The 20474-nt window shown below is 43.5% G+C and carries 22 protein-coding genes; 8 read left to right on the forward strand and 14 right to left on the reverse strand.

Translation table 11 applies throughout. The features are described from left to right. Positions 1 to 27: 27 nt before the first annotated feature. Positions 28 to 345 (forward strand): hypothetical protein, encoded by a 318-nt coding sequence (locus tag F6J90_RS36735; protein ID WP_293105649.1) that lies wholly within the window; start codon positions 28 to 30, stop codon positions 343 to 345. A 347-nt stretch (positions 346 to 692) separates the two neighbouring features. Continuing rightward, the gene (locus tag F6J90_RS36740; protein ID WP_293105652.1) at positions 693 to 1754 is read left to right on the forward strand and encodes a catalase family protein; all 1062 of its coding nucleotides are present in this window, start codon (positions 693 to 695) and stop codon (positions 1752 to 1754) included. On the opposite strand, the gene F6J90_RS36745 is transcribed toward F6J90_RS36740, so the two are convergent. Next, positions 1734 to 1874, reverse strand: coding sequence for a hypothetical protein (locus F6J90_RS36745; protein ID WP_293105654.1), 141 nt, complete (start codon positions 1872 to 1874; stop codon positions 1734 to 1736). The genes F6J90_RS36740 and F6J90_RS36745 overlap by 21 nt on opposite strands. Here F6J90_RS36745 and F6J90_RS36750 point away from each other — a divergent pair. Further along, complete coding sequence (locus tag F6J90_RS36750) at positions 1864 to 2169, forward strand: hypothetical protein (protein ID WP_293105657.1); 306 nt, start codon at positions 1864 to 1866, stop codon at positions 2167 to 2169. The two genes, F6J90_RS36745 and F6J90_RS36750, sit on opposite strands and share 11 nt — an antisense overlap. On the opposite strand, the gene F6J90_RS36755 is transcribed toward F6J90_RS36750, so the two are convergent. The 6 genes from F6J90_RS36755 to F6J90_RS36780 form a co-directional block, all read right to left on the reverse strand. Continuing rightward, the gene (locus F6J90_RS36755) at positions 2142 to 2921 is read right to left on the reverse strand and encodes a hypothetical protein (protein ID WP_293105660.1); all 780 of its coding nucleotides are present in this window, start codon (positions 2919 to 2921) and stop codon (positions 2142 to 2144) included. The two genes, F6J90_RS36750 and F6J90_RS36755, sit on opposite strands and share 28 nt — an antisense overlap. Positions 2922 to 3094: 173 nt before the next feature. Next, complete coding sequence (locus F6J90_RS36760) at positions 3095 to 4561, reverse strand: hypothetical protein (protein WP_293105662.1); 1467 nt, start codon at positions 4559 to 4561, stop codon at positions 3095 to 3097. Positions 4562 to 4682: 121 nt separating this feature from the next. Next, on the reverse strand, positions 4683 to 5891 hold the full coding sequence (locus F6J90_RS36765; protein WP_293105665.1) for a hypothetical protein: 1209 nt from the start codon (positions 5889 to 5891) through the stop codon (positions 4683 to 4685). Positions 5892 to 6257: 366 nt separating this feature from the next. Then, positions 6258 to 7340 carry an ABC transporter ATP-binding protein gene (locus F6J90_RS36770; RefSeq protein ID WP_293105668.1) on the reverse strand — a complete coding sequence of 361 codons (1083 nt, stop codon included), beginning with the start codon at positions 7338 to 7340 and terminating at the stop codon, positions 6258 to 6260. Continuing rightward, positions 7328 to 7564, reverse strand: coding sequence for a hypothetical protein (locus F6J90_RS36775; RefSeq protein ID WP_293105671.1), 237 nt, complete (start codon positions 7562 to 7564; stop codon positions 7328 to 7330). The genes F6J90_RS36770 and F6J90_RS36775 overlap by 13 nt, the downstream gene beginning before the upstream one ends. 142 nt (positions 7565 to 7706) lie before the next feature. After that, a complete protein-coding gene (locus tag F6J90_RS36780; protein ID WP_293105674.1) occupies positions 7707 to 8045 on the reverse strand; it encodes a four helix bundle protein in 339 nt (112 codons plus the stop codon). Between F6J90_RS36780 and F6J90_RS36785 the strand changes: the two genes are divergently transcribed. Continuing rightward, a complete protein-coding gene (locus tag F6J90_RS36785; protein ID WP_293105676.1) occupies positions 8039 to 8518 on the forward strand; it encodes a hypothetical protein in 480 nt (159 codons plus the stop codon). The two genes, F6J90_RS36780 and F6J90_RS36785, sit on opposite strands and share 7 nt — an antisense overlap. Here the strand turns inward: F6J90_RS36785 and F6J90_RS36790 are convergent. From F6J90_RS36790 to F6J90_RS36805, 4 genes are all read right to left on the reverse strand, one after another. Beyond that, on the reverse strand, positions 8508 to 9395 hold the full coding sequence (locus F6J90_RS36790) for a carbohydrate ABC transporter permease (protein WP_293105679.1): 888 nt from the start codon (positions 9393 to 9395) through the stop codon (positions 8508 to 8510). The two genes, F6J90_RS36785 and F6J90_RS36790, sit on opposite strands and share 11 nt — an antisense overlap. Further along, on the reverse strand, positions 9395 to 10276 hold the full coding sequence (locus tag F6J90_RS36795; RefSeq protein ID WP_293105681.1) for a sugar ABC transporter permease: 882 nt from the start codon (positions 10274 to 10276) through the stop codon (positions 9395 to 9397). Before F6J90_RS36795 ends, F6J90_RS36790 begins: the two co-directional genes overlap by 1 nt. Before the next feature lie 313 nt (positions 10277 to 10589). Next, positions 10590 to 11909, reverse strand: coding sequence for an ABC transporter substrate-binding protein (locus F6J90_RS36800; protein ID WP_293105684.1), 1320 nt, complete (start codon positions 11907 to 11909; stop codon positions 10590 to 10592). Positions 11910 to 12009: 100 nt separating this feature from the next. Beyond that, the gene (locus F6J90_RS36805) at positions 12010 to 12249 is read right to left on the reverse strand and encodes a hypothetical protein (RefSeq protein WP_293105724.1); all 240 of its coding nucleotides are present in this window, start codon (positions 12247 to 12249) and stop codon (positions 12010 to 12012) included. A gap of 960 nt (positions 12250 to 13209) precedes the next feature. Here F6J90_RS36805 and F6J90_RS36810 point away from each other — a divergent pair. Next, the gene (locus F6J90_RS36810; RefSeq protein ID WP_293105726.1) at positions 13210 to 14043 is read left to right on the forward strand and encodes a hypothetical protein; all 834 of its coding nucleotides are present in this window, start codon (positions 13210 to 13212) and stop codon (positions 14041 to 14043) included. A 414-nt stretch (positions 14044 to 14457) separates the two neighbouring features. Then, positions 14458 to 14625 carry a hypothetical protein gene (locus F6J90_RS36815; protein WP_293105729.1) on the forward strand — a complete coding sequence of 56 codons (168 nt, stop codon included), beginning with the start codon at positions 14458 to 14460 and terminating at the stop codon, positions 14623 to 14625. Here F6J90_RS36815 and F6J90_RS36820 read toward each other — a convergent pair. Then, the gene (locus F6J90_RS36820) at positions 14575 to 15483 is read right to left on the reverse strand and encodes an MBL fold metallo-hydrolase (protein WP_293105732.1); all 909 of its coding nucleotides are present in this window, start codon (positions 15481 to 15483) and stop codon (positions 14575 to 14577) included. The genes F6J90_RS36815 and F6J90_RS36820 overlap by 51 nt on opposite strands. A gap of 532 nt (positions 15484 to 16015) precedes the next feature. On the opposite strand from F6J90_RS36820, the gene proB reads away from it, so the two are divergent. Then, on the forward strand, positions 16016 to 17131 hold the full coding sequence (proB, locus tag F6J90_RS36825; RefSeq protein ID WP_293105735.1) for a glutamate 5-kinase: 1116 nt from the start codon (positions 16016 to 16018) through the stop codon (positions 17129 to 17131). 449 nt (positions 17132 to 17580) lie between these two features. On the opposite strand, the gene proX is transcribed toward proB, so the two are convergent. Then, positions 17581 to 18621, reverse strand: coding sequence for a glycine betaine/L-proline ABC transporter substrate-binding protein ProX (gene proX, locus F6J90_RS36830; protein ID WP_293105739.1), 1041 nt, complete (start codon positions 18619 to 18621; stop codon positions 17581 to 17583). A gap of 95 nt (positions 18622 to 18716) precedes the next feature. Here proX and F6J90_RS36835 point away from each other — a divergent pair, with 95 nt between their 5' ends. Further along, positions 18717 to 18962, forward strand: coding sequence for a hypothetical protein (locus tag F6J90_RS36835; protein WP_293105742.1), 246 nt, complete (start codon positions 18717 to 18719; stop codon positions 18960 to 18962). 656 nt (positions 18963 to 19618) lie between these two features. On the opposite strand, the gene F6J90_RS36840 is transcribed toward F6J90_RS36835, so the two are convergent. After that, on the reverse strand, positions 19619 to 20431 hold the full coding sequence (locus F6J90_RS36840) for a class I SAM-dependent methyltransferase (protein ID WP_293105745.1): 813 nt from the start codon (positions 20429 to 20431) through the stop codon (positions 19619 to 19621). Between the last annotated feature and the right edge of the window lie 43 nt (positions 20432 to 20474).

Raw genomic sequence — 20474 nt, forward strand, 5'->3', positions numbered from 1 at the left:
ACGTAGTAAGCTAAGGTAGGGTGGGCAGTGGTTGAGACAAATCAAATCAGCAAGCCAATCAAGTTACTAGACACTGCCCACCTAGTAATTCACGTAGGGTGGGCAGTGGTTGAGACAAATCAGATCAGCAAGCCAATCAAGTTACTAGACACTGCCCACCTAGTAATTCACGTAGGGTGGGCAGTGGTTGAGACAAATCAAATCAGCAAGCCAATCAAATTACTAGACACTGCCCACCTAGTAATTCACGTAGGGTGGGCAGTGGTTGAGACAAATCAGATCAGCAAGCCAATCAAGTTACTAGACACTGCCCACCAAGGATTAATCCCAATAGAACAAATCTAGGATTAGCAAACAACCTTTACTATAAGCATTCAGCTAATGCGCTACTTGAGGTGCTACTTGAGGTGCAGTCAGCTATCAGCTAATTAACGGGAGGTAGTAAAAAAGCTGCGGGATGCTCCTACGGCTGCTTGAAAATTCCTGATCCTTTTACTAATCCGACCCCTTGCAGTTATCGCGCCTGATAGCTGATAGCTGATAGCTGATAGCTGACCTTATAACTAATACTTAAAAAACAAACGATAAAACTAAATACTACTCCCTACTCCCTACTCCCTACTCCCTACTCCCTACTCCCTACCCTAATGCTCTAATACTAGAAAGCAAAAAGAATAAAAGAGGCGAAAGCGATGACTAAATTAGAAATTGGTCAAGAAAACGTACCGCCGGATGAAGAAGAAGCGACTCGTGAAATTGCCCAAATCAGTGAACGACTTATTGACAAACATCCTCCTGTAAAACGGGGAGAACATCCCAAAGCTCATGGTTGTGTTAGAGGAGCATTTATCATTGACCCTAACCTCCCTAACGATGACAAGATTAGAGTAGGTATTTTTAAAGAACCAGGCAAGCGTTTCCCCGCTTGTATTCGCTTCTCAAATTTCAGTGAGCAGAAGGATACCAAAGGTGATGCCCATGGTATGGCGGTTAAACTGATGGGTGTACCAGGGGAAAAAGTCTTGGAAGATGAAAAATATGAAGAAACCCAAGACTTTTTGCTAATAGACCACCCGCTTTTCGTGGTTCGCAATGCCAAAGACTACATTGAGTTTTTTGCAGAAATTGAACGTTCCGGAAGCCGGAATCCCATAAAGTTTTTCATAACTGGACTTAATCCATTTAAATGGCGCTGGCGTGAGATCCAGATCGGACTACGGATTCGGTTGTCCAAAATTCGCAGTCCATTAGAATCTCAATATTGGAGTACAACCCCATACAAATATGGGTCAGGAGCGATTAAATTTTCCCTGAAACCTTCTCCTGATAATATCTCAACTAATTCTAAGTCGATTCCTAAAACAGAAAACTATCTCCGCGACGCAATCCGAGAACATCTTAACAATAAAGAAGCTTGCTTTGATTTCTTAATTCAGTTTCAGACCGATGCCGATAAGATGCCAATTGAAGACCCCACCATCGATTGGAAATCACCCTATCAAAAAGTAGCTACTCTCAAGATTCCTGCTCAGACCTTTGAATCCCCTGAGCAAATCAAATTTTGTGAGGATTTGTCCTATACCCCATGGCATTCTCTACCAGAGCATAGACCTTTAGGGGGAATCAACCGTCCTCGCAAGCAGGTTTACGAGTTAATTTCTCGGCTACGAAACCAACTGAATAATGTCCCCCATAAAGAACCCACAACAGAAGAATTTTTCTCGATTTTCCCCCTAGACTTCTTGCAGAAGTAGGGAGTCGGGAGTCGGGAGTCGGGAGTCGGGAGTCGGGAGTCGGGAGTCGGGAGTCGGGAGTCGGGAGTCGGGAGTCGGGAGTCGGGAAAGATAGAGAAGTGTGGGAAATGTGGGGAGCAACTGGCTTGGAAACCCCCAAGACTGTGCTGCATCGCTGCTCCGAAGCTCGGAAGTTCCCTACTCCCTGTTGCTTGCCTCTTGCCTCTTGCCTCTTGCCTTTTGCCTTTTGCCTCTTGCCTCCCCCTCCTGGGAGGGGTTAGGGGTGGGTTCCTCTTGCCTCTTGCCTCTTGCCTCCCCCTCCTGGGAGGGGTTAGGGGTGGGTTCCTCTTGCCTCTTGCCTCTTGCCTACTCCCTACTCCCTACTCCCTACTCCCTACTCCCTACTCCCTACTCCCTACTCCCTCGATCTGGGTGAGCAAACCATGTCCATTGGCGATCGCTAGGCATATTGTCTTCTATTGTTTGTACAACGTCTCCCATGGTTCCGTCTTTGGCAACCCAACCGCCGTCGATATCTGGGAAATCGATCCGACAGTTCTCGCATTTTTTGTCATTGTAAAAGCGGATCGGACACCAGAAAGATTCCACATTCCTCAACATTTCAGCACCAAGGGAATAAACCCCAGTCATCCAGTCACAGTACAGGCACCAAATTAGATCATGACCAACTAAGCCTTCAAACTTCTGGCGACTGACATTGACCCATTCACTGTGCTTGTAAGTTGGGAAGCCGAGTAACCAGATTAGGAATGGATACAAGGCTATTTCAGCAAGGCGAATCAAAAAAAACACTGGCACACTGACAGCTGTCACCCATAATGCCAAGTGGTTTCGCCACCAGCCAAACCGCTGATTGAGGTAGCTAACAATTCTCGGTCCTTTTACTGCCTCAGAATGGACTAATTCATGAGCAACAATCCACAACTGTAGCGCTAATATTTGACCCACTAGGGCAGCCAAAACCCCCACCCAGCCTACAAGTAGTCCACTGATCAGCCAGGGAATCCACACTATCACTGATAAAATCACATCCAGCCCAGGGGCTTGGGTAAAAGATTCCGAGATAGTCTTGCCTAGCTTACCGAGCTGAGGCATCACGGTTAACAGGGAGATCAACCCAGCTCCCAGAGAAAAAACTGCTGCAAAGGTTAGAGCAAATGGAATCATAACTTGTGATGCACTATAGTGGTTTTCAATTTGGTGATTTTAGGGAACAGAGAATAGGCAAGAGGCAAGAGGCAAGAGGCAAGAGGCAAGAGGCAAGAGGTAAAAAATCCTGTGTATCTAATTAGGCTAGAAAGCGCTATATAGCGTTTTTAACAGGTCTGGAATTCGACAACTTAGCCACAATTAACCATAAATTGCATTGCGGTGATACTTGGCATAAAAAAGTATCCACCCCCCTTGACGGTTACAAATCGAGGTAGGTTATTAATTCGTTTACGAATCAGTGAACGCTGAATGGTCATATGACCAGAACCATCATTATCCCCGATGATAGGGTCTTTGTTACCATATAAACGGTTAAATCGAGGATTGTTACACCAAGTTTCCTGAAGAAACTCAAATTGACGCCTAATATTAGCATTAATACTGAAGAAATGCAGTCCTCGGGGCTTGCCATCATCTTGGATATCTACAGGCAACTGACCGTTTTCGATATCATCGATGGGGAATAGAGGTTCTCCGTAAATAGCCCCCCGTCGAATAATCCGATGCCGATTGGATAGTTTGAAGGAATTCTCTGGGGTGGCATCTAGAAAGGAATCCCTGGGGTTGCTACGACGGATGTGAGCACCGATGGGACAACGATAACCCTCCTTATCTTCTGGTAAATACTTGAACTGATTCTTGTCCTGAATCTCTGGGTTATCCTGGTCTGGGGCAAGCACTAGGGGGGTACCACTGGGCCAACGTCCTACTAACTTAGCTGCAAGCAAGCTCATGGTTGGAGCATGGGGACAACCCTCGCCATCATCTCCCTGCTCGGCAATAAATTGCCAAAAGCCAGCTACATCCTGAGCTAGCTTCCGGTATACCAGGTAAGTTCCATGACGCCCGAAATCTTTGAACTCTGACAGCTCTGTACCTGGAAAACTGGGCAAGATATTATCACTATCCTGGTCTACTGGCACAGATGGGGTAGCAGGCAAGAAATCGTATTGATTTGGATAACCCAGGATAAACTCCCCAGTCCTAACCACATCTTGATTAGGGTTTTGGTTGTTTCGAGTTCCCTCAATGATCGGCTGAGAAATACTGTCGTTAAAGCCGAAATGCTCCTTATTACTAGTACCTCTAAACCCAGGTTCTTCTGCCACAACCACTAGACTATCTTCTTGATCTTGAAGCAATTGGTTGCGCCGCTGGGCGAGGCTTTCGGGGTCTAATCCATAAAGGATCAACAGCATATGAATCTCTTGATTATTTGAGCCACCGACATCCCATTTATCTGGAGCGCTTTCTTCCGTATCTCCTAATATACGAGAACGTTTTGAAGTGGCTATCCCTTCTATTAATTCCCTGGAAAATGTTTCGAGAGTGTGCTGTGGTAGGTTAAGAGCCTGCAATCCTTTGTGGGTAAAGGCAATGTTCAAGGTAGATTCAGGTTTTTCGGTGGTTCCATCTGGTCGTTTTGGCCACAATTTACCTGTGGTGATTTCCGGGATAATAGTGTTTAACCATGCCTGAGCTTGTTTAGGGTTCTTGATTTGAACAAATAAATATAAGGCATAGCGCAGATGCCCATAACCACTCAATATAATTCCCTGAATATCTTCCCGTGCTTCTGGCGTTAATTCTGACATGGTCACTTCCCTCGTTTCTGGGTTTAGAGTTACAGAGTTATCCCTGAGTTATCGCTGCATCCAGCTGACGATTAATTCTTCTATTCAGTAGTTCTTTCAACAAACCGTTATCAACAAACCGTTAGAGCAGTTTTAACCATTCCTCAATCGCAGCTCGATTAAAATTTGTCCCGATCATTTTGCTAATTTGTTGGTCTCTCAAACTAGTTTGGACAGTTTGCTCAGGATAGGCACTGTAGTAGAATAGGGATGGGGTTTGGTAATCTCTGAAATATTGTTTGAACGCCCCAATATCCTGAGCGCCTCCCTCTGGATAAGTCATTGTATTGTTCCAAATGGAGTTTAATCCGTCGCTGGCTCGATCAACAAAATCATTCAGATAATTATCCCAGGAGCCATCATAATTACTTAAAAATAGTAAACGTTTCCCTTCATCAATAATCAGCCAACGGGCAAAATGAATTGTAGTGATATTAACTAGGGATGCTGGTGGAAATAGATATTGTCCAGCCCAATTAACTAGAAACAACACTATCTTCAGACGCTTGATTCGCTCAGGCTTAATGTCTACAAGGTGATTCATTGAGTTCTGGACAAAACGATCTTCTGCGTTGGCCAGAAGCTGACTTTGAGCGAGATCAGCTTTTACACTAGTATATTGTCCAATTTCACTTCTATTTTCCGGTTTGCCCAGTATGCTAGCCAGAAAATTGATTATAACCAACAGGATTTCGCGAATTAGGTTCAAGGGATATTGAACCATATCTACCAATCCTCTCAAGATCTTTAATCCATTCAATCCCACAACTTCCCACCAAGTATTAGTTTGAGAAACCTGGGCAACTTTATCTAAAAATGGCTTGACTCCTGAACAATCTAGGTAGTTAGCTACATCCTTGAGATCTAAAAAATTTTCAATATGTTTCCGAATTGCGATGTAGTTCTTGAGGCTTTCGACTGTTTCATTACGAAAGGCGATGTAGAAGGCTTCCGGCTGATAGGAGTTTTGGTTAATAAACTCAGAGAATTGTGGCTTGCCGGTATAGCCTTGGCATTTTTCCCATAGGCTATCCATTCCTGGTGATATTTGAATTAGTTCATTTAGGTAGCTATCTAATTCACCATCATAATTGCTGGAAAAGAGCAAGCGCGGTCCATTATCAGGATCATTGAGGATGGCAAAACGCGCCAAGTGGGTGTTACGGCTCTCAGGAAAGCGAACATAGGGATTATTTGCTGGTTCCGAGTCAATTGCTTCGAGAATTGATTTTAGAGCTGCCTCTTCTCCAGGCTTGATCTTGACAATAACAGTCAGGGGGTTTGGGGACATTTTGCCCTCCATTTAAAGAATGATTAATTAATAATGGGGTTTTGGCGAAACTAAGTTTATGGTTTAGCTTACGGTTTAGCGATCGCGTTTAACCCTATCTAGCTTTAAACTATAGAGCATTAACTAATTGGTATGACTGCAACTTGATGACAATCATCATTAATTCTACCCTATTTAGTTTATCAAAATTAGTTTTAACTGTCAAAATCTAAACATTGTTTACATTACTGTCCTCTGATCGCTGCCCTCTCCTTGCTAGGGTTCCATTTTCTACATATTTCTTAATATTTTTAGCTAATTGTTTCTGCTATACTGTGTAAAGTTAGGCGAAAATGCAATGCTCTCAAAGAGCTGCTACGGGATGCTCTAAAGAGACGCTAAGCGAACACATGTTTCACTATCAAACCAGTGAATCGACTGGGGTGGTATTGCCAGGGTAACCTCTTCTGTTTCCCAAGTTAAATTATTTGGTAATAAGGCTCGGATGCTGAGAGAGTCTGACCCCTTAACTCGAACACTAATTAAATTATACATCCCTAGATTTTCCACCAGGTAGATTCGACCCTCAATCCTATATTTATTCTCAGGTTGAGCTAGAGCCAGATCTTCTGGACGGATACCTAGAACAATCTGTGACGGAACTTGAGGCAAATTCGGCAAAGAAATTTTGACCTGACCCAAGAGGGCATAATTACCCTGACAGTTAAGTCTCAGTAAGTTCATTTGGGGAGAACCGACAAAACTAGCCACAAACTGATTTGCTGGCTGGTTGTAAATGCCCTCGGGTGTATCTAGCTGTTGCAGCTTACCCTCAGATAACACAGCAATCTTAGTTGAGAGGGTCATCGCTTCCGTTTGGTCATGAGTAACATAAACCACCGGTGCCTTTTGAGCAACAAATAGCTGCTTCAAATCTGCCCTAACTTGCTCTCGCAGCAAAGCATCCAAGTTACTCAGAGGTTCGTCCAACAAAAACACAGCCGGTTGGCGCACCAATGCCCTGCCCAGAGCAACCCGCTGGCGCTGACCACCAGATAGCTGACTAGGCTTACGCTCCATCAAATTTTCCAATCCCAGTTTACCAGCTACTTCCTGCACCAGGCTCCGAATTTGGTCAGAAGGGACTTTATGGAGTTTCAGACTAGCTGCCATATTGTCATATACGGTCATATGAGGATAGAGAGCATAGCTTTGGAAAACCATAGCGATATTGCGATCGCCTGGTCTGACATGAGTAACATCCCGTCCATTGATAATTACTTTGCCATGGGTGGGTTGCTCTAACCCAGCAATTAGTCGCAGCATAGTCGATTTACCACATCCCGATGGCCCAAGTAGGGTCAGAAATTCTCCTTCATCCACTTCTAAGCTAATGTCTTTAACTGGGATTACGTTACCCTTGTTAGTCTTGTAGATTTTATTAATATTATGTAGTTCTAGTTTAGCCATACTATCTGGAGGTTATTTGGTTGAAGGTTGGGAGGTTGAAGGTTGGGAGGTTGAAGGTTTAAGGTTATTTGGTTGAAGGTTGAAGGTTTGGAGGTTGTTTGGTTGAAGGTTGAAGGTTGGGAGGTTAAAGGTTGAGCGTGGAACTTACGGTCTTGATGCAGTGGCTGATGGTTTTGGAAGTGTGTGGGGAAAAGCGCGATCGCATTACTTCCGCCATACGGCACTGCCTCCCCAAGACCGCGCTACATCGCTTTTGCAATTAGGCAAAATTCGCGGGAAAATTATACTCTCCTTCCATCTACCCATCAATGTTTACAATTCCGATGCAAACAGAAACGATCTTAGGGGGGTCAAGTTTCAAAACTGTCAATCAATACGATAATCTCCTTCATCCTCGCGGATTCGGTTTTGATCAGGGTAGGTTTTTAGATATGCCATGAAGCCTGTAATTTGTCCGCTGCACTTCTGGCATAGATCAAATAGTTGTGTAAACTGAGATTGATGAATGTAACCAGCATCAAGAGCAACATAAGCTTGAGAACGTAGTTCACCCGCAGAGCCTCTAGCTCGACCTAAAAACTCAATAAAAAGACGTTGTGTCCGACTCTCAAAGCCCTCAGCAATATTTGACATGATAGAAACCGCTGCACGACGCATCTGGTTGCACAAACCAAAATCACGGGAAAACTCTCCCTCCTTTGACAATGCGTAAACCAACCTTGTTAACTCCCGTGCTGTCTGCCATCCCTGAATTTCTTCAAATCGTTTTATCGTTCCCATACTCTTTCAAACTCAAAAGATTCAATCTTAAAAAATTCAATCTTAAAACCTTCCCTACAAAGAACGCCAAGGCCGAACAACCTCCAACCCTCCAAACCTTGGCCTATTGGCCACGCTACGCGAACAACCTCCAACCTTCAACCAAACAACCTCCAACCAAACAACCCTCCAACCAAACAACCTCCAACCAAACAACCCTCCAACCAAACAACCCTCCAACCTTCAACCCTCCAACCAAACAACCCTCCAACCAAACAACCCTCCAACCAAACAACCTCCAACCCTCCAACCTCCAACCTTCAACCTTCAACCTTCAACCTTCAACCTTCAACCTTCAACCCTCCAAACCTTCAACCTTCAACCCTCCAAACCTTCAACCCCAAAGAGTTAACCCTTAACTGCTCCCGATGTTAAACCTTGGACAATTTTACCTTGGAAAAACATTACTAATACCACTAGGGGAAATGTTCCTATAACTGTCATAGCCGCAATCGCACCGTAGGGAATTTCTTTTCCCAGAGAACCACTTAACTGAGCCGCAGCAACGGGAAGGGTTTTCATAGATTCTTGGCTAATGAAAGTGAGGGCTAAAATAAATTCATTCCAAGCAAAAATAAAGGTAAGTATTCCTGTTGTTACTAAAGCTGGAACGGTTAGAGGTAATAGAATTTCGATTAGAATTTGCCAGGTGCTATAGCCATCCACTTTAGCAGCATCTTCTAGCTCTCGCGGTAGCTGTTGAAAAAAACTTCGCATCACTAATAGGGTGAGAGGAAGGTTGATAGCTGTATAGGAAACAATTAGGCTTATATAATTATTTCCTAGTTTCATAATCTGGATAATTTCCAGAAGTCCTAGGAATATCAAAATAAAGGGAAATAAGGTAATAATTATAATCCCGGCAATGATGATTTTTTCTCCCCTTAGGGTTAACCGTGCTAAGGCGTAAGCAGCGGGAGTTCCTATCCCTAAACACAATAGTGTGGAAGCAATTGATACAAAGGCGCTGTTGAAAATATAGTGGACTAGGGGACGGCGGGTAAATAAGTTTATATAGTGGTCAAGTGTATACCGTGTGGGGAAGTAAATATTGGGAAGGGAAGAGATATCTTGGTTGACTTTGATGGAGGTGAGGAATTGCCAGAGGAGTGGTGCTAGGCAGAAAATTACCAATAAAATGATTCCTAGGGGCAGGATAATTAGTTTGATAATGTTAATTTCGTTAATTTGTTTAGTTTTGGCTTGAGGGGATGATGAGTTAGGCAGAATAGTCATTACTTACGTGAGCTTAGGGCTATAATAACTACCGTGGTTACCAGTATCAAAAAGGTTACTACCACAAGGGCAGCACCATAACCAAAGTCTAGATAATCCATGACAGTGGTATAGATGTAGAGAGATACAACTTCTGTAGCTCCTCCGGGACCACCTCCAGTCATGACTTTGATCAGGTCGAAGACTCCGAAAGCTTGGGCAAAGCGGAACAGTAGGGAAATTAGGATTTGGGGCGTCAATAGCGGTAGAGTAATTTGCTTGAAACTTTGCCAGGGTGTAGCACCGTCTAGGGCATGGGCTTCGTATAGGTCTTGGGGAATAGACTGCAAGCCAGCTAGGAGCAAAATGCTGATGAAGGGTGTAGTTTTCCAAACGTCTGCGGCAATCACTGCCATCATCGCTGTTGTAGGGTATCCTAGCCAGTTGATTCCGTCTTGAATAATACCTAGACGCAGTAAGATATCATTCCAAACCCCAAACTGGTCATTAAACATCCAAGCCCAGACTAGACCGATCAAAGCAGTTGGCAAGGCCCAAGGCAGGATGGCGATGGTGCGCACAATACCCCTTCCTTTAAAGGTTTGATTCAAAATTAATGCGATCGCAATTCCTAGCACCAGTTCCAGAGCAACAGATACTGAGGTGAAAATCGCAGTATTCCAGAGACTGTGCCAGAAGCGACCATCCCCCATCATTCGCCCATAATTATTCAGACCAGAAAAGACCGGTTGTAGCTGTGTCCCTAGATTCTTAGTGAATAAACTTAACCAGAACGAACGCAAAATAGGATAGCCATAGACTAGCAGGAGTAGTAGCAACGCTGGTGTTACCAACAGCCACCCTGTCCTTTGCTCCTGTACTCTTATCGGATCAGTTTTCATTCAACCTTTTTGAATTAAGAATTAAGAATTAAGAATTGATAATTAAGAATTAAGAATTAAGAATTAAGAATTAAGAATTCTACATTCTAAATTTTACCTTCTACATTCTAAATTTTACCTTCTGCCTTCTAAATTTTACCTTCTACATTCTAAATACCTTCTGCCTTCTACCTTCTACATTCTAAATACCTTCTGCCTTCTACCTTCTACATTCTACCTTCTGCCTTCTTCATTCTTCATTCTACCTTCTGCCTTCTTCATTCTTCATTCTACCTTCTGCCTTCTTCATTCTTCATTCTAAATTCTTCATTCTTCATTCTACCGACAACAGCCTACGGGTTTCATCAGCTGCTGCTTTCATCGTTTTTTCAGCACTGAGTTTGGGATTAGTTAGCACAGCATTGAGGTACCGTTGTAAAATATCCGATACCTGAGAATATTGGGCAACTGGTGGACGCAAAACAGCCCCCTCTAACACGTCTAGCAATTTTGGATAGTGGGGATATTTCGCAACAATGTCTGGGTCTGCAAACAACTTCCGTCGGGTCGGGAGATAGCCAGTTTCTAGAGTATACCGACGCTGGACTTTCTCACTGGTGAAATACTCAATAGCTCTCCAGGCTTCCTGAGGATGTTTGGAAGATTTAGCAATTCCCAAACCCCAACCTCCTAAGCAAGCACCAGCTTTGCCACCAGGACCATGAACCATAGGGCTAATGCCAATCTTGCCTTTGACCTTTGAACCCTCTTGATTTGCCAATGACCAAACATAGGGCCAATTCCTCAGAAATACCGCATCCCCATTTTGAAACAACAGTCGTGTTTCTTCTTCCCGATAGGTAGTGACACCAGGGGGTGACATCCCTTGTTTTATCGTGCTGCGCAGAAACTCGACAGCTTTAATAGCTTCCGGTTTATCCAAACCCACTTCCAAGGTTTCCGGATCAACCCAGAAACCACCAAAGCCTGCAAGTATCTCCACAAACATGGCTGACAACCCTTCATATTGACGACCTTGCCAAAGATAGCCCCATTTTGGATCATGGTTTTCCTGCAATTGTTGGGAAATGTTGACCAACTGCTCAAAGGTTTTTGGGGCTTGGAATTCAGCTTGCTCTAGCAAATCCTTACGATAGTAGAGCATACCACCATCGGAACGGAATGGTATGCGGTATAGTTTCCCCTGGTAGCGTCCTGAATCGACTGCTTTATCCAGAAATTCCTTTAAATACTCCTTACTAACTCGGTCTGATAGGTCTAGTAACCACCCTGCAGCGGCAAATTTAGGAGCCCAAATCACGTCCATGTTAATCAGGTCATAGGGTGAATCTCCTAAGATGAAAGCAGAGGTATAGAGGTCTTCTGTTAAGTCAGAGTTTAATGGTCCTTCGATCAGTTCGATTTGAATATCTGGATTCTCTGCCTCAAAATTCTTGACCAGTAGTTCCTGCCAATAGGAAAATTCCCCTGCTCCCATCAATAGGGTGAGTTTAACAGGGTGCTGGGTCAGCGCTGGTAGCCCCCAAGACTGGGACAGGATCACACTGGCAACCAGGATTCCCAAAAGAACCAGGATTACCACAGGTCTAAGCAGTTTAGTGAAACCTTGGCCTAATTTGTTGCTCTTTCTCATGGGAAAACTGCTATAAACGTAAGCATTCAGCGTGTCGCGTATCAGCACCTCAAGTATCAGCTTTTGAATAAGCGATGCAGAGGTGCGACCCGTGGCGAATTTAATTACGGGTCAAACGCACCATTACGGTCTTGGGCAGGCAGTGCGGTCTTGGGGAGGCAGCGCGGTCTTGGGGGTTTCCACGGGGCTTACAAGGTGCGGACGCAGGTTCCGCACACAGCCCCTCCCCATGAGCGACTGCCGTTCCCCCCATGAGCAACTGCCGTGGTTTCCCCCATGAGCGACTGCCGTTCCACGGGGCAAACAGCGGTGCGTCGCGGTGTTCCGTACACAGACCCATGGGCCATGAGCAACTGCCGTGGTTTCCCCCACTCCCGCTTGGGATCAAGACAACAGGTAACCATTTGTTTAATAGTCACGAAAGTCACAGCGTCGAAACCTGTGCCACAAAGCACCTCAAGTAGCGTGAGCCTTTAGCTGACGGCTGACGGCTGACGGCTGACGGCTGATAGCTTACCGATAGACAACCAAGGTCGTCCTGAATCAGCGCGTCGCAGCATTCATCAGTTTACCATCAACTATTCGACTCTGTAGGAGATTCATACAGATCGGCTTTGCTCCGAGCAAAACTATGGGGAAGCTCAGAAGAGCAAAGATAATTGTTGATAACACGATTCGTGTCAGGAAGACTTTATCGATTGTAGATTCGTTCATGATTACATGCTTACCTTAAACAAGTTCTAGTACTGGCCGTGAACTCAATGGCTAGGTAAAATTACAGGCCCCGTAGCAGGTATTTTCCTGCTTTTTGCTCCGTACACAAATAATCTACCGATCTCACCAAGAGCAGTCGATAACTAAAAGTTAAGGAAAGTTATGGAGTTGCCCTCGGATTGGACTTAAATCAAACATTAGGTATACCCAATCGCTAACATAACGCAGATGCGATCGCAAACCCCTGAGCTTCAAACTAGAACAAAACGCTGGAAATCAAGCTACCGTTCAAAACAAACGAAAAGCTGACATGATCAGCGTTTTTAAGTTGGCATTTTTAAGTTGGCATTCAGCGTGTCGCGTATCAGCACCTCAAGTATCAGCTTTTGAATAAAAGAGGTAAGCATTGGTTTAATCTCTGTTACCTCAGCTTATGGGCAAATCCCCAGACTTTCAATTCTCATTAATCTCGAACTCTTAAATTCTATCCTTAGAGGTTTATTTGAAGCTGACTGCTGACTGCTGACTGCTGACTGCTGACGGTACTAGTCATTGAGTTTTAAGTAGCTATCCTAAGGGAGTAATTGTGAACGGGTCTACAATCCAAAAATTAATCTTGGCACCAGTCTTCATTTCAACTACACTCTTTTGTGTCTTCACCTTACCTGTAGCCATATTTGGTGAAGAGTCCCTCACCATCCGCATCCAAGATGAACTATTTTTCCATGGTAAGGTCAAGGATGCGGCAGCTCCTTACTTGGGACTAGCGATGTTAATCAGTTTGGGAGTAGGTATCTCTAATGCTACTTTAGCTGGGTGGCAGGACTCTTCCCGGAAGTCAGCTACCATTGAATCTGAGTTAGACAGTATCGAGCAAGCTCTTCAGGAAAAGGAAAAGTTAATTCAACAACTACAAGTTTCAACATCCGAGCTGAACACACAGAAGCAACAGAAGCTAGATAATGTGGTCGCTTATGAAGAAGTAAAATTTCCTTCAGGTGCCAGTGTACCGATGGCAAAAAAGGTTTCTGGGACCGTAGTCATGGAGAAACCGATAACAGTTATGGAACCGTTAGTAATTACCCAGGAACCAGTGCTTGAAAACCTAGGGAGGTCATGGCAACAGAGTAAGGTAAAAGCTGGAATCTATCAGTTTGCCTCTGCTCAAACTTTCTTAGGCTACACCAAGGGATGCAGTCGGCCAAAGGGAGTTTCCCCCATTCGCGACGGCATCAAGAATACTTCTGATGCTTCTGAACAATCCACAAGCATCAGAAATCCTCAAGTTCTGGCGAAAGACATTGTGCTAGTTGAAGCACTCCAAAGTCAAATCCAAAACCTATCGGCTCAGCTAGAATCTCTCCAAACATCTCTAAAAGCAGCACCCCAAGTCTCTGAGCAAGCTAAAGTTGCAGCTTAGATAATAAGTCAGCTATCAGCTATCAGCACCTCAAGTATCAGCTATCAGCTATTATCAGCTATTATCAGCTATTGGCTATCAGCTATTATCAGCTATTGGCCAAGCTACGGAAACAGCTTTTTAATAAAGGAAGCTGACCGCTGACCGCTGACCGCTGACCACTGACCACTGACCACTGACCGCTGACCGCTGACCGCTGACCGCTGAATGCTTACAAAATATCAGCAGCACTTTATAGGCGGTCTTTACTTTAAAAAGACCGCCTATGACTATAATAAGCATCTTATATTAAGTACAGTTAATCACTTTTACAATCGGTTATATTAATTGTTAATTAATAATTGGCAATTTTATTTTTAGAAACGATATAGCTTTGATCATAATTTGATCATACTTACAGCGTTTTTCATAACTATGAGGTACACAGGCTTTTTTCCCTGTTCCCTGTTCCCTGTTCCCTGTTTCCTGTTCCCTACTCCCTGCTCCCTAAAACCTAACATTTTGTACCTCACGACCTTGAAAATTGCTATATTAAACTTTGCTCAGAGGCATTTTCCCATCCTTAACCTCAAGCAGATTTGACCCAGAAGATTGCACTAGCTCAATTTCCAGACCTTCCCGCGCCATAATCGTATTAGAAAACTCCTTAACAGCCTGTTCTCCGATATGGTCCAAAACATCATCATTATGCAGGGGGTCATGATGGAAGATAACCAATTTTTTGGCATTAGCAGCTCGAGCAACATTAATAGCTTCCTGCCAGGTGGAATGTCCCCAACCCATTTTGCTTGATACCTCAGAGTAGTATTCTTCATTCGTGTAGGCAGCGTCGTAAATCATCACGTCCGCATGACGGGCCAGCCGCAGGACATTTTTATCTAAACCCTCTTCGAGATGTTCTGTGTCAGTGATGTAGGCAGCTGAATAGCCTCGCCAGTTAACTCGATAGCCAACGGCTTCACCAGGATGGTTCAAGGGCGCATTTTCTACCGTAATCTCACCAATCTTGACTGTTTCTCCGATCTCAAGGTTATAGAACTTCTTTTTCGATTGCATAATTTGCAAGGGAACTGGAAAATTTGGGTGGGTCATCTGATCAGTTAGACGATTCTCGATGGTCGCACCGTTAGGTGCGCGGGTGCCATAAATATGGAAACAATTCTTTTTAATAAAGGCAGGGGTAAAGAAAGGGAAACCCTGAATATGATCCCAATGAGAGTGGGTAAAAAATAGATGAGCTTCTACCGGCATCTCCTTGAGTAGAGACTCTCCCAAAACTCGCAACCCTGTGCCACCATCAAAAATCAGACGCTCACGACCAACTCGCATCTCTATACAAGGTGTGTTGCCTCCATACCGAACTGTTTCTGGTCCTGGACAGGCAATACTACCTCTGACGCCCCAAAAACGAATAGTGAATAAGTTGTGGGTATTAGACATAATTTTTCCTTGCAGGCTTTTGCAGTTAGTTGATCAGTGAGGGTTTTCTGACGAAGAGGGTGTCAGTGTATGGTAATCCAGGAAGGGGCAAACGTAAAGCTAGAATAGTCAAGTACCCTAAGCCCAAGTCCTATTTGCCCTTAGCTTTTTTAGCTAGAATTCAAGCACATTCCACAGCACGCCTTAGCACAAGAGTCACACTAATAATCACCAACGATCTCACCTGGATTGTTAGTGGTTAGAGGTGATTAGCTGACTGAATTCCCCTGTTGTGGTAGGGTGTGTCGATTATACAAAGTAGCTCAAGTTTACCAGTATAGTTCATCAATCTGGAACTATTATGGCTGATAGCAAGTACTTCTTATTCCTATGATTCCCAAAAGCGTAGCAATATTCACCTGAATGTCGTGTAAGTTACACAACCAAATCATGTGATTTTGGTCACATCCTTGGCAGTGGTACCAGAGGAAAACTACCCCTGACATTGATTCCCCCTCGGAGGTATGATCAACACAAACCAGAGTAATGACCAATGACCAATCAAAAGATAGTTGTCAAAGTCGGCACATCTAGTTTAACTCAACCAGCAACAGGTCAGTTGGCCCTATCCACTATTGCAGCCCTAGTGGAAACACTTACTCGGCTGCGTTCTGAAGGTCATCAAGTGGTACTGGTTACCTCTGGCGCTGTGGGGATTGGCTGTGGGCGACTGGGGTTAACATCACGACCGAATACACTCCCTCTCAAACAAGCGATCGCAGCAGTTGGTCAAGGACGGCTGATGCGGATATATGATGACTTATTTAGCAACCTCAACCAACCTATTGCTCAGATTCTCCTCAGCCGCCGAGATTTTGTACAGCGTAGTTGCTATGTTAATGCCTATGCTACCTTTCGGGAGCTACTCCAGCTGGGGGTGATCCCAGTGGTGAATGAAAATGATACTGTTGCCGTAGATGAACTTAAATTTGGGGATAACGATACCCTTAGCGCCTTAGTAGCTAGTTTGATTGAATCGGATTGGTTGTTTTTACTAACTGATGTGGATAGACTTTACTCAGCAGACCCCCGTAAGGTACCGGATGCTGAACCAATTATTTCAGTCAATAGCATTGAGGAGTTAACTGAACTAGAGGTACAAGCTGATGACTCAGGCTCTGGTTGGGGCACTGGTGGGATGGTAACCAAAGTGGCTGCTGCCCGAATTGCTACCAATGCTGGGGTTAGAACTGTAATCACTGAAGGACGATGTCCGGATAACATTGAAAGAATTTTACAGGGTGAATCCCTGGGCACCCAGTTTGCCCCCCAAGCTCAAACCAATAAAGCCCGCAAGCACTGGATTGCGTACAGTTTAGTGCCAGCAGGGAAACTCTATCTTGATAATGGAGCGTTAAAGGCAGTTTGTGATGGGGGCAAATCTCTATTAGCAGCTGGTATTACTCGCATAGAGGGGGATTTTCGCTCATCAGATGCCGTAGAGCTATGTGACAGCAATGGTACGGAAATTGCTAGGGGATTGGTGAACTACAACAGTAATGAATTACATAAGATTCGAGGGCATAAATCCGAACAAATCCTGACTATTTTGGGTTACAAGGGGGCAGAAACTGTGGTTCATCGGGATAATTTGGTCCTGATGAATTAGGGAGTAGGGAGTAGGGAGTAGGGAGTAGGGAGTAGGGAGTAGGGAGTAGGGAGTAGGGAGTAGGGAGTAGGGAATCGGGAAAAAATACTCTGTACCTGATTAGGTTAGAAACCGCTATACTGTATGTCTCTCAAGATTGTGATCAATCAAGAAAATCATGGTTTCGTAAGCATATGCGCTACGCGCACGCTGCGCGAACAGCCGTTGGCCGTTGGCCACGCTACTAGATCGGTGCTTAAAATCAACCTTCTTTAGCCTGCGCAAACGGGAGAATTTAATAGTTCGAGATTAATGAAAATTGGAAGTCTGAGGAAAATCCCATCAGCAGACTTATAGCAGTCGAAGTAAAGGTTAAGACATATTTCTCTTCCCTATTCCCTGTTCCCTGTTCCCTGTTCCCTAAAAACCTCACTCAATTGAAAACCGCTATATACCCTTTGAGGATATTTTTAATTCGTGGCTGCCTTTTTGGCTGATTCTACCCAACTATCAAAGAGTTCCTGATTTTTCTTTATCCATTCTTCGGCATGGCGGCGAATATCTTTTGGGCTACTTTCACCATCTTGTACCAGTTTTTGTTGAGCATTCACATCGTCAATTGGAACCGTCATCAACTCAAACAGGCGTTTGGCAGCTGGATTGGCTGCTAAAAATTTCTTGTTTGCCATCACCCGAACTTTATCCACAGCAAAACCGACATTTTTTCCGTTAATAGTAGTATCTTTTTCTGTTATATTTTCCTGTTCTTTAGGTAGTGAAATAAAAGGAACCTCTAATCTAATGGTATCTTCTCCTGGCTTTAATACTGTCACTGACCAGTGGGGACTATAGCTATAAAATAAAATAGGTTGTCCTTGTTTATAGCGACCCAATGTGGCGGCTAAGAGCACATCATAGTTGCCTTGGTCATGTTCAACGGTATCTCGCAACTTGTAAGCATCCAGCTGATGTTCAATTACCAACTCACACCCCCAACCTGGATTACAACCAGTTAAGTTAGCTTTGCCATCTCCATCAGAGTCAAAAAGCTTGGCAATCTTGGGGTCTTTTAGTTGTTCCAAATTAGTGATTTTGTATTGTTCAGCAGTTTTTTTATCTATCTGATAGCTTTGCAAACCATCAGCAATAATTACCCCCACCCGTTCTAATTTTTGGTCACCACCGTTTTGTAAAAAGAATTTTTTGTGTATATTTTGCCAATGAACACTGTAAAAATCTATGTCTCCATTCCTGACAGAAATGTGTGCCAGGGGAATACTAAGTTGTTTGATTGCTGCAGGTTTATAACCAACTTTTTCCAAACCAATATTGATGATTTCGGAAACAAATAAGGCATAGGTGGAAACGGAGGATGCAGAACTGACCTTGACTCCTTTACCTGCTGTGGATTGACTCCCATTTGGGGTCTGTGCTCCACAGGCGATTAAACTGAGGCATAAAGCTGCTGCTAAGATAGCACAAATAAATTTATTAATTTTCCTGATGGTCATTTATTTGATTCTATTTGATCAGGTGCTCTGGAGATGTTACAGCTAGATTTTCCATGAAATTCTCGTAAGGTGCAATTCCGACTACGGACCATAGGGTGGCATGGGCATGTTGGTGCCATGGACATGTTGCCGTGGAATGGGCATCTTGCCTGTTTCATTTCCGGGCGGGCATCCTGCCCACTCTACTGCTATTGATTCCCGCAGGGGGCATCCTGCCCACTCTACTGCTATTGATTCCCGCAGGGGGCATCCTGCCCACTCTACTGCTATTGATTCGCCCAGGGGGCATCCTGCCCACTCTACTGCTATTGATTAGACCTCTTGCAAAAGTATTTTTCTGATAGTATTTACGTCAATTCTTGTCCACTGTTCCCTGGTTCCCTGAACAAGTGCCTCTTTCAGAGGAGCTACGCTATCGATTTTTTGGGAATATTTTTTATTGATAACTGTATCATCAAAAATTAAATAACCATCTTCAGTAGTTACAATTTCGAACCGTACATTTGGCCACAAAATTTATGTACCTAAACCAACATTATTAAAATAAAGGTTAATTTAATCGTGGCTAACTTTTTCCAGATTATCCGCAAGATTTGTGAGAGTGTAATTTTTATTAATACTTATTAGATACTGACAATATTTTATATAATTAAAGTCCATTAAAAACTCTTAATAAAAAATCAATGAATAGTATTTTATACTACCAGATAATCTACATAAATATCAATCAAATTTTTCAGTTTATGATAATTTTGTTGTGGTTCAGGCGATCGCCAATGTACAGAAAACCTTAAGGCTTAACACTATATATAGTGCCCTTGCGTAAGTCCTGATCTATTTTACCTTGATGCCTTCAAGATTAGCGATCGCCACTATACATATCTTATTCTGGATTAATCCATTTTATTAGTGTAATAGGTTCCATAAAGGTATCTAATTATTTCAGGTTTTTCTCCACTAAATACTCTATTATTTTATCACATCTCATTCCTGATTGCTATAACTTAGTTTCCACAATTAGATAAGTATTACGAAAATAGGTAAATTGGGTAAGGAATTTCAAAAGTAGTTGCCATTGCCAAGGCCAACGTTCTTGATGTAGCTGATAGATAGACCAAGTATTGACTACTTGCAATCCCATAGCGTTTAAGTCTTGTTCGTTTTTCACAAACCACTTTAGGGGAGCTCCAATTTGAGAGAACCTTTTACTAAACATCTTGGCATAATTTCCTATAACTTCCACATCTAAGGTTGCACCTGGAAAACGAGAGCGCATCATAGATAGAAGTTGCTGGACTTCATTTACCTCAAAGTAGGCTAGTAAGCCTTCTGCAATAAATAAAATGTTTTCTGGTTCTACGTTGGGCAAATTATTCATCCAGTCAAAATCCATAACTGAAGCACTAATAAACTGATGCTGTTCTGTCTGTGTATCTAACTTAGAGCGCAATTCAGTTACCATGGGCAAATCTAGTTCAAACCAACGATAAGCATTCTGTCCAATACGGTGAAAACGACTAGATAATCCAGCTCCCAATTCCACTACAACTGGATGGGAATGGTTGGCAATATGACCAGATGCTATTTGATCATGCTGGTAAGTTCGGATAGCAGCTATAATACTACCAGTTTTAGCACTTTTAGAATAAAATTTCTCTAGCTCTTGATCCCAACCCGCGAGTTTTAACCACTCAACAGCTAGTGGATCTTGAAACAGTGGATGAGGATTTGATTGTTCATCAGCTCGTCCCCTGAGTGGTAAAAGTAGGGTGCGAGGTACACCTGTTAGTTCAGTAACAATTTGAGACATAGATATTAATATCCTGATTTATTGAAAATTTTGACTGGGTTTG

Source organism: Moorena sp. SIOASIH (assembly GCF_010671925.1).
Taxonomy (GTDB): domain Bacteria; phylum Cyanobacteriota; class Cyanobacteriia; order Cyanobacteriales; family Coleofasciculaceae; genus Moorena.

Coding starts and splice junctions, on each gene's coding strand:
- F6J90_RS36840 (WP_293105745.1), bottom strand. CDS start 20,431: ATGTCTCAAATTGTTACTGAACTAACAGGTGTACCTCGCACCCTACTT.
- F6J90_RS36815 (WP_293105729.1), top strand. CDS start 14,458: ATGAGGTACACAGGCTTTTTTCCCTGTTCCCTGTTCCCTGTTCCCTGT.
- F6J90_RS36740 (WP_293105652.1), top strand. CDS start 693: ATGACTAAATTAGAAATTGGTCAAGAAAACGTACCGCCGGATGAAGAA.
- F6J90_RS36760 (WP_293105662.1), bottom strand. CDS start 4,561: ATGTCAGAATTAACGCCAGAAGCACGGGAAGATATTCAGGGAATTATA.
- F6J90_RS36790 (WP_293105679.1), bottom strand. CDS start 9,395: ATGACTATTCTGCCTAACTCATCATCCCCTCAAGCCAAAACTAAACAA.
- proX (WP_293105739.1), bottom strand. CDS start 18,621: ATGACCATCAGGAAAATTAATAAATTTATTTGTGCTATCTTAGCAGCA.
- F6J90_RS36770 (WP_293105668.1), bottom strand. CDS start 7,340: ATGGCTAAACTAGAACTACATAATATTAATAAAATCTACAAGACTAAC.
- F6J90_RS36805 (WP_293105724.1), bottom strand. CDS start 12,249: ATGGGTCTGTGTACGGAACACCGCGACGCACCGCTGTTTGCCCCGTGG.
- F6J90_RS36765 (WP_293105665.1), bottom strand. CDS start 5,891: ATGTCCCCAAACCCCCTGACTGTTATTGTCAAGATCAAGCCTGGAGAA.
- F6J90_RS36800 (WP_293105684.1), bottom strand. CDS start 11,909: ATGAGAAAGAGCAACAAATTAGGCCAAGGTTTCACTAAACTGCTTAGA.
- F6J90_RS36755 (WP_293105660.1), bottom strand. CDS start 2,921: ATGATTCCATTTGCTCTAACCTTTGCAGCAGTTTTTTCTCTGGGAGCT.
- proB (WP_293105735.1), top strand. CDS start 16,016: ATGACCAATCAAAAGATAGTTGTCAAAGTCGGCACATCTAGTTTAACT.
- F6J90_RS36795 (WP_293105681.1), bottom strand. CDS start 10,276: ATGAAAACTGATCCGATAAGAGTACAGGAGCAAAGGACAGGGTGGCTG.
- F6J90_RS36820 (WP_293105732.1), bottom strand. CDS start 15,483: ATGTCTAATACCCACAACTTATTCACTATTCGTTTTTGGGGCGTCAGA.